The 13,561-nt window shown below is 45.1% G+C and carries 13 protein-coding genes and 4 tRNA genes; 14 read left to right on the forward strand and 3 right to left on the reverse strand.

What is annotated here, in order from left to right; all coding sequences use genetic code 11:
* Positions 1-84 precede the first annotated feature (84 nt).
* The 4 genes from NFR43_RS08045 to NFR43_RS08060 all read left to right on the forward strand — a co-directional run bounded on the left by NFR43_RS08045 (position 85) and on the right by NFR43_RS08060 (position 482).
* A tRNA-Trp gene (locus NFR43_RS08045) sits at positions 85-155 on the forward strand.
* A gap of 17 nt (positions 156-172) precedes the next feature.
* Positions 173-247, forward strand: a tRNA-His gene (locus NFR43_RS08050).
* A gap of 63 nt (positions 248-310) precedes the next feature.
* A tRNA-Cys gene (locus NFR43_RS08055) sits at positions 311-381 on the forward strand.
* Positions 382-397: 16 nt separating this feature from the next.
* Positions 398-482, forward strand: a tRNA-Leu gene (locus NFR43_RS08060).
* A gap of 153 nt (positions 483-635) precedes the next feature.
* Here the strand turns inward: NFR43_RS08060 and NFR43_RS08065 are convergent.
* Entirely contained in the window at positions 636-1,127 is a 492-nt protein-coding gene (locus NFR43_RS08065) for a hypothetical protein (RefSeq protein WP_251548202.1), read from the reverse strand.
* A gap of 251 nt (positions 1,128-1,378) precedes the next feature.
* On the opposite strand from NFR43_RS08065, the gene NFR43_RS08070 reads away from it, so the two are divergent.
* The 10 genes from NFR43_RS08070 (at position 1,379) to NFR43_RS08115 (ending at position 12,860) form a co-directional block, all read left to right on the forward strand.
* Complete coding sequence (locus NFR43_RS08070; protein WP_251548204.1) at positions 1,379-2,203, forward strand: transporter substrate-binding domain-containing protein; 825 nt, start codon at positions 1,379-1,381, stop codon at positions 2,201-2,203.
* Between the two features lie 35 nt (positions 2,204-2,238).
* Complete coding sequence (locus NFR43_RS08075; protein WP_251548206.1) at positions 2,239-2,931, forward strand: amino acid ABC transporter permease; 693 nt, start codon at positions 2,239-2,241, stop codon at positions 2,929-2,931.
* A 386-nt stretch (positions 2,932-3,317) separates the two neighbouring features.
* Positions 3,318-5,555, forward strand: coding sequence for an anaerobic ribonucleoside-triphosphate reductase (nrdD, locus tag NFR43_RS08080; protein ID WP_251548208.1), 2,238 nt, complete (start codon positions 3,318-3,320; stop codon positions 5,553-5,555).
* A 14-nt stretch (positions 5,556-5,569) separates the two neighbouring features.
* Positions 5,570-6,157, forward strand: coding sequence for an anaerobic ribonucleoside-triphosphate reductase activating protein (gene nrdG / locus NFR43_RS08085; protein ID WP_251548210.1), 588 nt, complete (start codon positions 5,570-5,572; stop codon positions 6,155-6,157).
* Positions 6,158-6,173: 16 nt separating this feature from the next.
* Entirely contained in the window at positions 6,174-6,941 is a 768-nt protein-coding gene (gene sufC / locus NFR43_RS08090; RefSeq protein ID WP_251548212.1) for a Fe-S cluster assembly ATPase SufC, read from the forward strand.
* Positions 6,938-8,089 (forward strand): SufB/SufD family protein, encoded by a 1,152-nt coding sequence (locus NFR43_RS08095; protein WP_251548214.1) that lies wholly within the window; start codon positions 6,938-6,940, stop codon positions 8,087-8,089. The genes sufC and NFR43_RS08095 overlap by 4 nt, the downstream gene beginning before the upstream one ends.
* Positions 8,089-9,510, forward strand: coding sequence for a Fe-S cluster assembly protein SufB (gene sufB / locus NFR43_RS08100; RefSeq protein ID WP_251548216.1), 1,422 nt, complete (start codon positions 8,089-8,091; stop codon positions 9,508-9,510). Before NFR43_RS08095 ends, sufB begins: the two co-directional genes overlap by 1 nt.
* Positions 9,511-9,639: 129 nt before the next feature.
* The gene (locus NFR43_RS08105; RefSeq protein ID WP_251548218.1) at positions 9,640-10,965 is read left to right on the forward strand and encodes a uracil-xanthine permease family protein; all 1,326 of its coding nucleotides are present in this window, start codon (positions 9,640-9,642) and stop codon (positions 10,963-10,965) included.
* 524 nt (positions 10,966-11,489) lie between these two features.
* Entirely contained in the window at positions 11,490-12,155 is a 666-nt protein-coding gene (apf, locus tag NFR43_RS08110; protein WP_251548220.1) for an aggregation-promoting factor, read from the forward strand.
* Between the two features lie 279 nt (positions 12,156-12,434).
* Positions 12,435-12,860: an Hsp20/alpha crystallin family protein gene (locus tag NFR43_RS08115; RefSeq protein WP_251548222.1), complete on the forward strand. Its 426-nt coding sequence runs from the start codon at positions 12,435-12,437 to the stop codon at positions 12,858-12,860.
* A gap of 48 nt (positions 12,861-12,908) precedes the next feature.
* On the opposite strand, the gene NFR43_RS08120 is transcribed toward NFR43_RS08115, so the two are convergent.
* Both NFR43_RS08120 and NFR43_RS08125 read right to left on the reverse strand, forming a co-directional pair.
* A complete protein-coding gene (locus NFR43_RS08120) occupies positions 12,909-13,079 on the reverse strand; it encodes a hypothetical protein (RefSeq protein ID WP_251548224.1) in 171 nt (56 codons plus the stop codon).
* A 1-nt stretch (position 13,080) separates the two neighbouring features.
* On the reverse strand, positions 13,081-13,551 hold the full coding sequence (locus tag NFR43_RS08125; RefSeq protein WP_251548226.1) for a Fur family transcriptional regulator: 471 nt from the start codon (positions 13,549-13,551) through the stop codon (positions 13,081-13,083).
* Positions 13,552-13,561: the final 10 nt, after the last annotated feature.

Raw genomic sequence — 13,561 nt, forward strand, 5'->3', positions numbered from 1 at the left:
GTAGCGAAGTCTGGTTAAACGCGACGGTCTGTAAAACCGTTCCTTCGGGTTCGGCGGTTCGAATCCACCCTCCTCCACTTTTATAGGGATATAGTTAAACGGTATAACTACGGTCTCCAAAACCGTCGTTGTGGGTTCGATTCCTACTATCCCTGCTAAACTGAATATTTTGGCGGTATTGGTGAAGCTTGGTTAACACATCGGTTTGTGGGTCCGACACGCGTGGGTTCGAATCCCACATACCGCCCTTCTGGTTAGACGGTGCCCAGTCGCAGCGTCTAATTGTTTGAATCAAATTCAAACACTATTTGGTGGTATAGCCAAGTGGTAAGGCAGAGGTCTGCAAAACCTTTATCATCGGTTCAAATCCGATTACCACCTTTTAGTTAAGATTTATGCCTCTGTGGCGGAATTGGCAGACGCGCTGGACTCAAAATCCAGTTCCCGTTGAGGGAGTGTGGGTTCGACCCCCACCGGAGGCATTTTAGGAAAACACTTATTCTTAACTATGACTCTCCTATCCTTGTGATAGGGGAGTTTTTGTTATAATTAACTGAAACTTATTGCGAGCTCGAACAGATTTCGGGTCTAAAAAGGGAGTACCTGCCGATGGTACTCCCTTTATTGAAGATAGTTTAATTAAAATCATATAGGCGGTTTGACATTTTGTCGGAACGACCAACAATGCCGTGACCATCACGAACCGTAATTGTTAGTCCTTGATTAGCTTCATCGGCAGTGATTTTCTTTTGTTCCAATAAGACCTGGTTGGCACAATTTTCAGCGGAGTTTAAAGTATCGCGCTTGGCATTGTCTTGCAGGTCGTCGAAATTGTTATTAACATTGATGGTTAACTTTTTTCCACCGGTATATTTGATGCTAGTAACGTAAGTTGCCCATTGGTAAGCAAGGTTAGCAGTACCATTGGTTGTCTTTTGACGGTTTTTATCGATTTTACCCGCAGCCCAGTTTTGACAATCAGTTAAGCTCTTGCTGATTTTTTTATTAATGGTGGAGTTGGAAACTGCTGCGTGGACCACCAGCGGGGCTGGTGAATAAGTGCTAATCGCCGTTCCGCCACCAACTAATCCCAAGAGGGCAACAACGGCAAATTTTTGGATTTTCATATTCAAAACTCCTCTATATAATGTCATTACTCTACATATTATACGCTTATTAGGACCTCTTGTTGAGAAGAAAATGGGTGGCAAATATTCAACTTAAATGCATATATACTATTATTCACCGAATATATCCCTAATTTACGAATTTTTTTACATTTAGGGTTGCATCATGTGCATAATTCATGTATTATACTGGTTGTATTCAAATGATATGCAATTATTATTCATGTGATTTAATGACGGGAGGATCAATTATGAAGTTTAAATTAGGAAAAAAGCTTCTCGCTGTCGGGGCGGTTGCTCTGATGGTAGCGGGCGGCTTAGCAGGATGCGGCACGAAGCAAAACACCGCCTACAATAAGATTAAGAGCAGTAAGACTTTAACGCTGGGGACCTCAGCAGACTTTGCACCATTTGAATTTCCAATCGTTAAAAATGGTAAAAAGACTTACAACGGTTTTGATATCATGGTTGCTAATCAAATTGCTAAGGACATGGGTGTGAAGCTCAAGGTTCAAAACATGCAGTTCTCATCTTTAATTGGTGAATTGCAAAATAACAAGGTCCAAATGGTCATGGCTGGGATGACGGCCACCAAGCAACGGCGGAAGGCGGTCGACTTTTCCAAGCCTTACTACACCGAATCTGAATCTTTGTTAGTTAAGAAGAGTGATGCTAATAAGTACACGACCAAGGCTAGCACGAAGGGTGCATCCTTTGGTGCTCAACAAGGGTCGATTCAAGAAAATGTTGCTAAACAGCAAACTAAGGCGAACATTGTTACAGAAGGATTAGTCACTAGTTTAACGACCGAATTAAAAGGTGGTAAGTTAAACGGGGTTGTTCTGGCCACCAAGGTCGCTGAAGAATACGTTAAGAAGTACCCGAACGAATACGCAATTGCTTCATTGAAGTTGCCTGTTCCAAAGTCTGAACGGGAAATTTGTATCGCACTGCCAAAGAACGAACCAAAGTTGAAGAAGAAGGTTAACCAAGAAATTACCAAGCTGCAAAAGAACGGTCAATTGGATAAAATGTTCCAAAAGGCTCAACAATTGCAAGAACAAACAAGCAACTAATTGCAACTAAAAAGAGAGTAAAGGGTGATGTAATAATGATGGAATTTGATTTTCTCGGTAAGTATTGGCCAATGTTCCTCCAGGGGTCGGAACTGACGTTAGTGATTTCGATTATCGGGGTCATCATTGGCTTCTTAATTGGGCTGTTATTGGTCCTCATGCGGATGTCAAAATTAAAGGTCCTCAACTGGATTGCAACGATCTACGTTTCGATTGTGCGGGGAACCCCGTCCATGATCCAAGTTTTGCTGGTTTACTACATTTTGTCTAAGACGCTCCCCATTCCAGATGTGCAAGTGTTAGGATCTGGGCTTGACCGGATCATTCCTGGGGCATTGGCACTAGGATTAAACTCCGGGGCGTACACTTCTGAAATTTTCCGGTCCGGGATTATTTCCATCCCTGCCGGACAGACGGAAGCCGGATTGTCCTTGGGGATGAGTCGTCGGGACACCTTATTTGAAATTGTGCTTCCCCAAGCGTTACGGAACACCTTACCTGCAATGGGGAACGAATTCATTACTTTAATTAAGGAATCATCAGTCTTGTTCTATATTGGGGTTCAAGAAGTGACTGCCGAAGCCCTTGGGGTTGGTGGAACACTTTACAACTTCATTCCACCGCTGATTGTGGCCGCAGTCATCTACTTCGTGATCACGCAAGCATTGGCCTTGTTGCTCAATTGGTTAGAAAAGCGGATGAGCAAAAAATACGTTGTCAGCAACTAACTAGGGACATCATCCTTTATCAAAAAGCGCGCTATCGTAATGGTAACGCGCTTTTAGCTTATTTAATGATATTTTTAATATGACAAAACGATCATATATAATCAAGTTTTTGAAAATCATTTTAAATATATCGAACGATTAACAAATTACTACGTTGAGTTGTTTTTCGGTGACCTTATGAATTCCTTGAACGGGTTTGAATGGTGTCGAGGCGGGGAACCAAAAAGTGATAGCACGTGATTATGGAAGCTTTTTATTTGTTTGATTGGTTCATTTCACTGATTTCACCCCTACATATTGTGGTAAGAATGTCAATCATTTCTAGATATTGTGTTAAAACTTTTTTCCACTATGATAGAAAGTGTTAACAAAAAGGGGACTGAATCATGAAAATTGAAACTACAACCAACGAACAACTAACTAAATTACAAGATCTCGAAGTCGTGAAGCGGGGTGGAACGGTAACCCCGTTTTATTCGTACAAGCTTGACCTGATTATGAAGAACCTGCATGCCGATTGGGCAACGCAAGCACAGGTCTATACTCAGTTGGTCAACCTTTTCAAAGACAAAAAACGGGTGACAACCATTGAAATTGCTCAAGCGGTGGTTGATGGCTTCCGGGCTGCTGGCCATAATGAATTTGCGATGGCCTTCATTAATTACCGGAAACAAGACGACAAAGCGTTTGCTGAAGCAACAAACCCCATGCACAAACTCAACCAATTGGCTGACCGTAACTCGCGGGTGGTACACGAAAATGCGAATAAGGACTCTAAGGTATTTAATACCCAACGGGATTTAGAAGCCGGCATGGTCAGCCGGGCGCTCGGCCTCCGCATGCTGCCGCAAATCGTTGCGAAAGCCCATTTACGTGGGGACATTCACTGGCATGATTTAGATTACTCACCAGTGACTCCCGAAACTAACTGTTGTTTGATTGATTTTGACGAAATGTTCAAGAATGGTTTTAAGATCGGGAATGCGTGGGTTTCTTCGCCCCGGTCAATTCAAACTGCCACGGCGCAAATGTCCCAAATCATTGCTAACGTGGCTTCCTTGCAATATGGTGGTTGTTCTGCCAACCGGATTGACCAATTACTGGAACCATACGCCAAGATTAATTACGAAAAGCACCTGAAGGATGCCGAAGAATGGGTTGCCGAAGGCCAACGGGAAGCTTACGCCAAAACGAAGACCAAGAAGGACATTTATGATGCAATGCAGGCGCTCGAATACGAAATCAACACCTTGTATTCATCTCAAGGGCAAACCCCATTTACCACCATTAATTTTGGGTTAGGGACTTCTTGGATCGCCCGTGAAATTCAAAAGGCCATTTTACAAATTCGGATTAAGGGGCTCGGTAAAGAACACCGGACGGCCATTTTTCCAAAGTTAATCTTTACTTTGAAACGCGGGTTGAATTTAAACCCTGGTGATCCAAACTATGATATTAAGCAATTGGCGCTTGAATGTTCGACCAAGCGGATGTACCCAGACTTATTGATGTACGACAAGATCAAGGAAATTACCGGATCGTTTAAGACCCCAATGGGTTGTCGTTCTTTCTTACAAGGCTGGAAGGATCCTGAAACTGGTAAAGAAGTCAATTCAGGGCGGATGAACCTGGGTGTCGTGACCGTTAACTTGCCACGAATTGCTCTAGAAGCACATGGTAATAAGCAACTCTTCTGGCAAATCTTCAAGGAAAAGATGAATATCTGCAAGATTGCCTTAGATTACCGGATCCAACGAACCAAGCAAGCTAAACCGGAAAATGCTCCTCTCCTGTACATGTACGGGGCATTTGGTAAGCGGCTCAAGAAAGACGATAGTGTTGACGAAGTCTTTAAGAATAGCCGGGCGACCGTTTCCCTGGGCTACATTGGCTTATACGAAGTCTGCACCACTTTCTATGGACCAAAGTGGGAACACAACCATGAGGCGCATGATTTTGCTGTTTCCATCGTTAAGGAAATGCATGACCTCTGTGCGAAGTGGGAAGCCAAAGAGGGCTACCACTTTAGCCTGTACTCGACGCCAGCTGAATCGTTGACCGATACCTTCTGCCAAGATGACCTCAAGAAGTTTGGCCGGGTTGAAGATGTGACCGACAAGGAATACTACACGAACAGTTTCCATTACGATGTGCGGAAGCACCCGACCCCATTTGAAAAGCTCGAATTTGAAGAGGACTTCCCATATTACGCAGCGGGTGGCTTTATCCACTACTGTGAATATCCAAACCTGCGACAAAACCCCAAGGCATTGGAAGCGGTCTGGGATTGGGCCTATGACCATGTTGGTTACCTCGGAACCAACACCTCGATTGACCAATGCTTTAAGTGTGGCTTTAAGGGTGAATTTGAAGCGACGGCCCGCGGCTTTAAGTGCCCACAATGTGGTAACCATGATCCCGCAACCTGTGATGTGGTTAAGCGGACCTGTGGTTACCTCGGTAACCCGCAACAACGGCCAATGGTTCACGGTCGGCATGAAGAAATTATTCACCGGGTTAAGCACATGAATCCGGGAATGATCAAGTCAGCTGCTGAATTTGAAACCCAACGGCAGATGGATACCAAAGAACACCGTGCTAATATTAACGGTAAGCAAATCTAAGGGGGAATTGAGTGATGGGTGAACGACACCAACACCGGATGCCCAAAAATCCTAAACCAAAGGAATGGTTGGCGGCCGACCATTCACTGCAGTATGTTGCCGATTACAAGCCCTTCAATTTTGTTGATGGGGAAGGGGTCCGCTGTAGTATTTACGTGAGTGGCTGCTTGTTCAATTGTCCGGGCTGTTATAACAAGGCTGCGCAAAACTTCCACTATGGCCAACCGTATACCCAGGAACTCGAAGACCAAATCATGGAAGACTTAGGCCACGATTACGTTCAGGGACTGACCCTGTTAGGTGGGGAACCGTTTTTGAATACGCAAGTCTGTTTAAAATTAATTAAACGATTGCGGAAGGAATATGGTCATACCAAAGACATTTGGTCCTGGTCGGGTTATACTTGGGAGGAACTCCAAAAAGAATCCTATGATAAGCTCGAAATGTTGCGCAACATCGATATTTTGGTCGATGGGCGGTTCCTCGAAGATAAAAAAGATCTCACTTTGCAATTCCGGGGAAGCTCTAACCAGCGGATTATTGATGTGCCCAAATCATTAGCAGCCAACAAGGTGATTATTTGGGATAAATTAGTCCATTAATTAAGGGTGAAAAAGAATGACATTAGTTGTGAAAAATTTGCATGCCATCGTTAAAGAGACTGGCGAAGAAATCCTCAAGGGTGTCGATTTAACGGTACCCACTGGCGAAGTCCATGCCATTATGGGTCCCAATGGGAACGGTAAATCGACCTTGGTGTCGACGATCATGGGCTACCCGGCCTATGAAGTTACTAGCGGGAGTGTGACCTTTGATGGTGAAGACGTTCTTAATAAATCAGTAACTGACCGGGCGAAAATGGGTCTGTTTCTTGGCATGCAATATCCTGCAGAAATTCCCGGGGTCAAGAATGTGGACTTCATTCGCCAAGCCATGAATGCCACGCAACCGGATGACCAACCGGTACCAGTGATGCAATTTTTACAAGAATTAGACGCGGCCAAAGAACTCCTTCAAATGCCAGATGACATTACTGACCGGTACCTGAACGTCGGCTTTTCTGGTGGTGAAAAGAAACGGAACGAAGTCCTTCAAATGATGATGTTGAAGCCTAAGTTGGCGATCCTGGACGAAATCGATTCCGGCCTGGACATCGATGCCCTGCGAATTGTGGCTAACGGGATTAATCACATGCGGACACCCCAATTCAGTGCTTTGCTGATTACTCACTATGAACGGTTACTGGAATATGTCAAACCAGACCGGGTTCACGTTATGGTTGACGGCCGCGTAGTGCAAAGTGGTGGTCCAGAATTAGCGGATGAACTTGAAAAGGGTGGTTATGCGAAGTTTGAACAGTTACGGAAAGATGGCGTCCACGAATGAATCAAAAATTACTCGAATTAGTTCAAACTGCTAGCCAGGGACAACCAGCCTGGCTACAAAAGAAACGTCAGTTAGCCGCAATGATGTTGGGCGACTTACCAACGGACCAGTGGCAAACCCCACTACTGAATGCTTGGCAAGCGACCCCAACTTTGACGGTGGAGAATGAGCAGGCCAACGGCCAGTCGCAAGACTATGTTGAATTGCCCATTTTTGTTGCTGCCGAGCAATATCCAGAATTATTACAAGAAAACTTGATGGAAAAGGCGATTGATTGGCAGGCCAGCCAAATCAATGCCCTCCATCTGGCCTTTTTAAATGGCGGGCGGTTCATTTATGTTCCGGATAATACTGAGCTCTCCACGCCAATTGAATTACAGTATTCCGCGACCGGGTGCAATTATCATAATTTAGTGATCGTCGGTGCTAATTCCAAGGTTACGATTGTGGAACACGTGACGGCGCAAAGTAACCAACCGAGTTTTCTAGGGACGGAATTGTTGCTGGGAGATACTGCGCAAGTCAATTATTATCAGACTAATTCCTTTACGGCGAACCAGAACTGGCAGGCCGTGCGGTCCTATCAGGCGGGAGACAGCCAATTAAATATTTATGCGGTCCTGTTTGACCGCCACAACTTGTTTGCTGATTTTCATACTAACTTGGACGGGGACGGGAGTACGGCCGACTTTAAGATGGTTGGCATTGCCACCCATGACCAATTGCAGGAAATTAATACCCGGATTGATAATCACGGTCTGCACACGAATGGTGAAATTTTGCAAAATGGGGTCGTTAAGGACCAGGCGATCCTTAATTTCCACGCGGTTGGCAAGATTTACAAGGGCTCCCACCAGTCCGTTTCTAACCAGGAAAGCCGCTTGTTGACTCTGACGCCAGCTAGTCATGGTGAAGCGGACCCGGTCCTTTTGATTGAGGACAACGATGTGAACGCTGGTCACGCGGCTAGCATTGGCCAGGTTAATCCTGATCAGCTCTACTATTTACAGTCCCGGGGGCTGACTTTGATGGAAGCAGAGATTCTCTTGACGAAGGGCTTCTTGCTGCCAGTCATCGAAAAGTTTCCTGATCAAACATTACGCCAGCAAACGATTGATGAACTGTTGAAACGATTGGGGGTTCAGTAATGAGTCAAGAAGAAGATAAGCGAGCGATTCAAAAATTTTCTCAGGAACACTATGAATATGGCTTTCATGATGATATCCAACCGATCTTTTCCACTGGCGTTGGTTTAACGGAGGAGACTGTGCGGGAAATTTCCCGGCGCAAAAATGAACCTGAGTGGATGCTTAAGATTCGGCTTGATGCTTACCATCAATATCGCAAGATGAAATTGCCGGATTTTGGCCCAGATTTAACCAAATTAGACCTGGACCAGTTACGATACTTTCAGCGACCAACGGACCACGTTGCCCGTTCCTGGTCTGATGTACCAGAAGAGATGAAGACCACTTTTGAAAAGATGGGGGTGCCCAAGGCGGAACGACAGTATCTGGCTGGAGCAACTGCCCAGTACGAATCAGAAGTGGTGTATGCAAACTTAAAGCGGGACTTGGCTAGTCACGGAATTATCTTTATGGATACCGATACCGCGGTGCAAAAGTACCCCGAAATCGTCAAAAAGTATTTTGCGACCCTCGTGCACCCCAATGATAATATTTTTGCGGCATTAAACACTGCCGTGTGGTCCGGTGGTACCTTTATTTACGTGCCAAAGGGGGTTCATGCAGACGAACCCTTGCAAAGTTTTTTCCGGATTAACGCCGAAAACACGGGGCAATTTGAACGAACCCTGATCGTGGTCGACGAAGACGCTAGCGTCAACTATGTTGAAGGCTGTACCGCGCCAGTCTATTCCGAGGATAGTCTGCATGCGGCAGTCGTAGAAGTCTTTGTCAAACCGCGGGGCTTTTGTCGTTACACGACCATTCAGAACTGGTCACCAAATGTTTACTCGTTGGAAACGAAGCGGGCAGTAGCGGATGAGAATGCTGTGATGGAATGGGTGGACGGCAACCTGGGCTCAAAAGTCACGATGAAGTACCCGAGTGTTTACCTACGTGGTCGGGGAGCTAAGGGCACCATGTTGTCGATTGCCTTTGCCAATGGTAAGGTGGTCGATCAAGACACGGGTGCACGAATGATCCACCAAGCTCCAGATACCAGTTCGACAATTATTTCTAAATCATTGTGTCGGGCTGGGGGAGTCTGTGATTACCGTGGGGAAGTCAAAATGGATGAGAATGCCCACGGGTCCAGTTCCCATGTCGAATGCGATACGATCATCATGGATGACGATTCCTCTAGTGACACCATTCCACTTAATAAGGTCGCCATTGGTGACGTGGCAATGGAGCATGAAGCAAAGGTGTCGAAAGTATCTGAAGAAGAACTCTACTATTTAATGAGTCGGGGACTCACCGAAGAAGAGGCTACGAAAATGATCGTCATGGGCTTCATCGAGCCGTTTACGAAACAACTGCCCATGGAATATGCGGTTGAATTGAATCGGCTAATTGACTTTCAAATGGAAGGCTCAGTTGGCTAAAATAGAAAAATCAAAAAAATAACGCCCGGTCTCATATGAGATTCGGGCGTTTTCCGAACAATAAATGTTTTACATCAATTTCAGTTCGTGCTAAACTCTCTTTTAGATTGATTAAGGGAGAAAGATAGTATGGATGAACATGTAGAACGTAGTTTAGTAATCGGTCCTGATGACCACATTCCGACTGGTGAAGCCACCTTATTAGGTTTGCAACACGTGTTGGCGATGGATGTCTACGTCCCGCCAATTGTGTTAGCCGGTCTGTTGTCAATGGGGGCCGCTGATACGTCAGGATTACTCCAATCGACCTTTTTGGCTGCTGGAGTCGGCACCATTTTACAAACGGCGGTCTTTATGCGCATGCCAATGTCACAGGGACCATCGTTTGTTCCGTTAACCGCAGCGGCCGGCATTGTCCTGGCTTCTGGCGGCCTCAAGGGTGGGGGAATGGCCACCCTGATTGGCTCAATGGTCGTTGGCGCCATCATTTTGGTCCTCTTAGGGATGAGCGGCGTTTTCCAGAAGATCATTAACCGCTTAGTCCCAGCCGTGGTCGGTGGGACCATCATTACCTGTGTGGGATTGTCGCTGATTCCAAGTGCCCTCAATAGCGACATCTTTGAAGCAAGCGGCAACATCTACCAAAATATTGAACTGGCCAGCGTTACCGCGTTGATCATGCTCGTCTGTGTTGGGATCAGCATTCGGTTCCCCCGCGTGCAAAAGATTTTCCGCACTGGTTCGATTGTGATTGCCTTACTGTGTGGGGCACTCATGAGTGCTTCAATGGGACGCTTTGACTGGAAGACGGTGGCAGATGCACCATGGTTTAGCCTTCCACAACGGACAATTTTCCACTGGGGGATTAATTTCAACCTCACTTCGATTTTAACTTTCGTGATTTTATACGCGATTATCACGACAGAAACAACCGGGACCTGGTTTGCGATGGGGGCGGTGACCAACCACAAGATCACTAACCAGCAATGGAACCGGGGAATCATTGGTGAAGGATTAAGTTGTCTATTTGCCGGCCTGTGTGGGACCACTCCCGTGACTGGATACTCCACAAACGCCGGGGTGGTCTCAATTACTGGGGTCGCTTCGAAGCGTGTCTTTATCGCGGCTGGTGGCTGGTTTGTAGTGCTGGGCTTTTTCTCCAAACTGTCCGCCTTTATTACCGCAATTCCTGAACCGGTGATTGGTGGAGTTTTCGCACTCATTACCGTCACGATCATGTTGAACGGGCTGAACGTCATTCGGGGCATCAAGACTTCGGATGCGGACCTGTACATTATTGGCTTACCAATCATTTTGACTCTGGCGATCATTCTGTTACCAACCCATCTTACGAATCATGCACCACAGATGGTGCAATACCTGCTGGGCTCCCCAATTGCCGTGGCGGCCTTAGCAGCCATCATTTTGAATCTCTTGATGCCACGTCACCAATAGGAAGGGAGCGTTACAGAAGTCGTTTACGACTTCGTATTAACGCCCCCGCAAGCAACAATAGGGCTCCAGCATTCGGTTTTACCGGATGTTGGAGCCCATTGTTGTACTGCGCTGTTCGTGCTACAGCTATCTTTCAGGGGTTATGTCACAACCTCTTTTGTTATCCAAGCCATTACATTATTACAGGCATGTTAATAAAACGGCAAATATGGCCTTTTTTTGGGAAAACCAGGAATAAAAACGGAAAAAATTCAGTTTTTTTCTTGAATTTATTACAAACTGGACAGTTCTAACATTGAAAAAAGTGGTATAGCAAGAAAAATTGATTTATTGCGGGTTACGCTCGTTTTTAGACTAATGATGAGGGGTGAATCAGGGGGAATATTACAAAAGATTACAAAAAAGTGGATTTTTGATAATTGCTGGTAATTGCACCGTAACTACGTCCTTGTATTATATAAACCGTTGATAAGTTATTGATTTGTAACTACAGATTTTATAAAGAAAAGGATGTTTTAATTTATATGAAGTTCAATAAGAAAGCTATCAAAGTTGCTACTGCTATTACCGGTGCTGTTGCATTAGGTACTGTTGCGACTGCTACTACTGCCAATGCTGATTCAGTTTACACTGTTCAATCAGGCGACACGCTTTCTGGCATTTCCTACAAGTTAGGACACGACTTAACTTTTGTGGATACGTTAGCAAGCAACAATAACATCGCCAACAAGAACTTGATCTACGTTGGTCAAAAGCTCTTAATCAAGGATGACGGTGAAGTGACGACTGCTACTGCACAACAAGCAGCAACTTTACCATCAGCAAACACTACTACTCAATCAACTACTAATACGCAAAGCGACAATACGCAAAGCAACACCGCTAGCCAAAGCGCCAACACGCAAAGTGCTAACACTACTGCTTCAACGACTACTAGTTCTTCAAGCTACACTTCCAGTGTTTCTGGTAGTGAAGCTGCGGCTAAGGCCTGGATCGCCGCTCGCGAATCTGGTGGTAGCTACACTGCAACCAACGGTCAATACATTGGTAAGTACCAATTGTCCGCTTCTTACTTAAACGGTGACTACTCTGCCGAAAACCAAGAACGGGTTGCTGACCAATACGTTGCTAGCCGTTACGGTTCCTGGACTGCTGCTCAAGCATTCTGGCAATCACACGGTTGGTACTAAAATCAAATTAAAATCAGTGATGGTCGGGATGGTTCCCGACCATTTTTTTAGCATACATATGATAATTATTTCATATGTGTCCCAAATGGTTAACAAATATTGAATAATTTGGTGCTGGATAAACGTTGATACATCAGGGTTGGTCAACGATAGTCAAAATAATTAGCACTCGACATGTTTAAGTGCTAAATAACTGTTGTATTTCCTGCCAACTTGATTAAGATAGTAAGCGTAAAGAGATTAAAGATAAAAACTAAAAAAGAGAAAGGAAGCTTTATTATGGCTAATGATTTACAACGTCGGGATGGCTTGTTTGACAACTTGATGAACATGCGGAACTTCTTCGATGACGGGTTCTTTGCACCAAGCACCGCTAACTATATGAAGAGTGATGTTACAGAAAGCCATGATGGCTACCAAGTCAAGATTGATATGCCAGGTTTTGACAAGAAAGATATTCACGTTAACTACGCTGATGGCATTTTAACCGTTAGCGGCCACCGTGATACCTTTGATGACCACACTGACAATAATGGCAACATCATTCAGAGCGAACGGCGGTATGGTCAAATGAGTCGTTCCTACAGATTACCAGATGTTGACCTCGATAAGGTCAGTGCAAAGTACAATGACGGTGTGTTGGCCCTTGATTTGCCAAAGTTGACCGTTGATAACCAAAATGGTACGCATATTGACATTGAATAATCTGACGGCACACAAAAGCGCGACTGGGAAAATCCAGCCGCGCTTTTGTTATTTACCAGGATGTTCAGCGATTCCATCAGGGAAATCTTTATCGATCTCTTTTAAAACTGGCAATAAGATATTGATATATTCGCGATAGGCATCCACCGGGCTGTTAAAATCCCGCTTGCCTAGCAGGGCGATTGCAATATCGTGGGCTCGTTGTTCATTACTAATCATACTATTCTGCTCCTTTGTTGTTATTCAGGCCGAGTTTATACTGGCAGTCTGGACAAATTCCGTGTACTTCAACGTCGCTCCGGGTCACTAAATAACCAGTGCTTCTACGGGTGACATCCGCTAATTCCTTGGAGATCGCTGAGAACTCCGGGGTGTTAACATCAGTAATCTTACCACAGTTATCACAGACGACATGATAGTGAGGGTGACCAAAGTAGTCATAGTGTGTGGAACCGTCACCATTTTTCAGCTCGATCACTAAATTATAGTCGACCAGCAGTTTGACCGTGTTATAAACGGTGGCCATACTGATACCCGCGTCGTGTTTTCGTAAATCCGCGAGAATCATTTCGACGGTCGGGTGGGTATGGTGAGTGATTAAGTAGTTTAGAATTATTTTGCGTTGCGGAGTTAACCGCACATGGTTATCCTTGAGCCGCTTTAGAGCATGCTGTAACTCTGTGTCTGCCATTGATCTCACT

This window comes from Limosilactobacillus caecicola (assembly GCF_943192935.1).
In the GTDB taxonomy this organism is placed as follows: Bacteria; Bacillota; Bacilli; order Lactobacillales; family Lactobacillaceae; genus Limosilactobacillus; species Limosilactobacillus caecicola.

Excerpts from the sequence above, each read along its gene's own strand:
- NFR43_RS08125 (WP_251548226.1), bottom strand. The coding sequence starts at position 13,551 with ATGGCAGACACAGAGTTACAGCATGCTCTAAAGCGGCTCAAGGATAAC.
- sufC (WP_251548212.1), top strand. The coding sequence starts at position 6,174 with ATGACATTAGTTGTGAAAAATTTGCATGCCATCGTTAAAGAGACTGGC.
- NFR43_RS08115 (WP_251548222.1), top strand. The coding sequence starts at position 12,435 with ATGGCTAATGATTTACAACGTCGGGATGGCTTGTTTGACAACTTGATG.
- NFR43_RS08070 (WP_251548204.1), top strand. The coding sequence starts at position 1,379 with ATGAAGTTTAAATTAGGAAAAAAGCTTCTCGCTGTCGGGGCGGTTGCT.
- apf (WP_251548220.1), top strand. The coding sequence starts at position 11,490 with ATGAAGTTCAATAAGAAAGCTATCAAAGTTGCTACTGCTATTACCGGT.
- NFR43_RS08065 (WP_251548202.1), bottom strand. The coding sequence starts at position 1,127 with ATGAAAATCCAAAAATTTGCCGTTGTTGCCCTCTTGGGATTAGTTGGT.
- sufB (WP_251548216.1), top strand. The coding sequence starts at position 8,089 with ATGAGTCAAGAAGAAGATAAGCGAGCGATTCAAAAATTTTCTCAGGAA.
- NFR43_RS08095 (WP_251548214.1), top strand. The coding sequence starts at position 6,938 with ATGAATCAAAAATTACTCGAATTAGTTCAAACTGCTAGCCAGGGACAA.
- NFR43_RS08075 (WP_251548206.1), top strand. The coding sequence starts at position 2,239 with ATGATGGAATTTGATTTTCTCGGTAAGTATTGGCCAATGTTCCTCCAG.
- nrdG (WP_251548210.1), top strand. The coding sequence starts at position 5,570 with ATGGGTGAACGACACCAACACCGGATGCCCAAAAATCCTAAACCAAAG.
- NFR43_RS08120 (WP_251548224.1), bottom strand. The coding sequence starts at position 13,079 with ATGATTAGTAATGAACAACGAGCCCACGATATTGCAATCGCCCTGCTA.
- nrdD (WP_251548208.1), top strand. The coding sequence starts at position 3,318 with ATGAAAATTGAAACTACAACCAACGAACAACTAACTAAATTACAAGAT.
- NFR43_RS08105 (WP_251548218.1), top strand. The coding sequence starts at position 9,640 with ATGGATGAACATGTAGAACGTAGTTTAGTAATCGGTCCTGATGACCAC.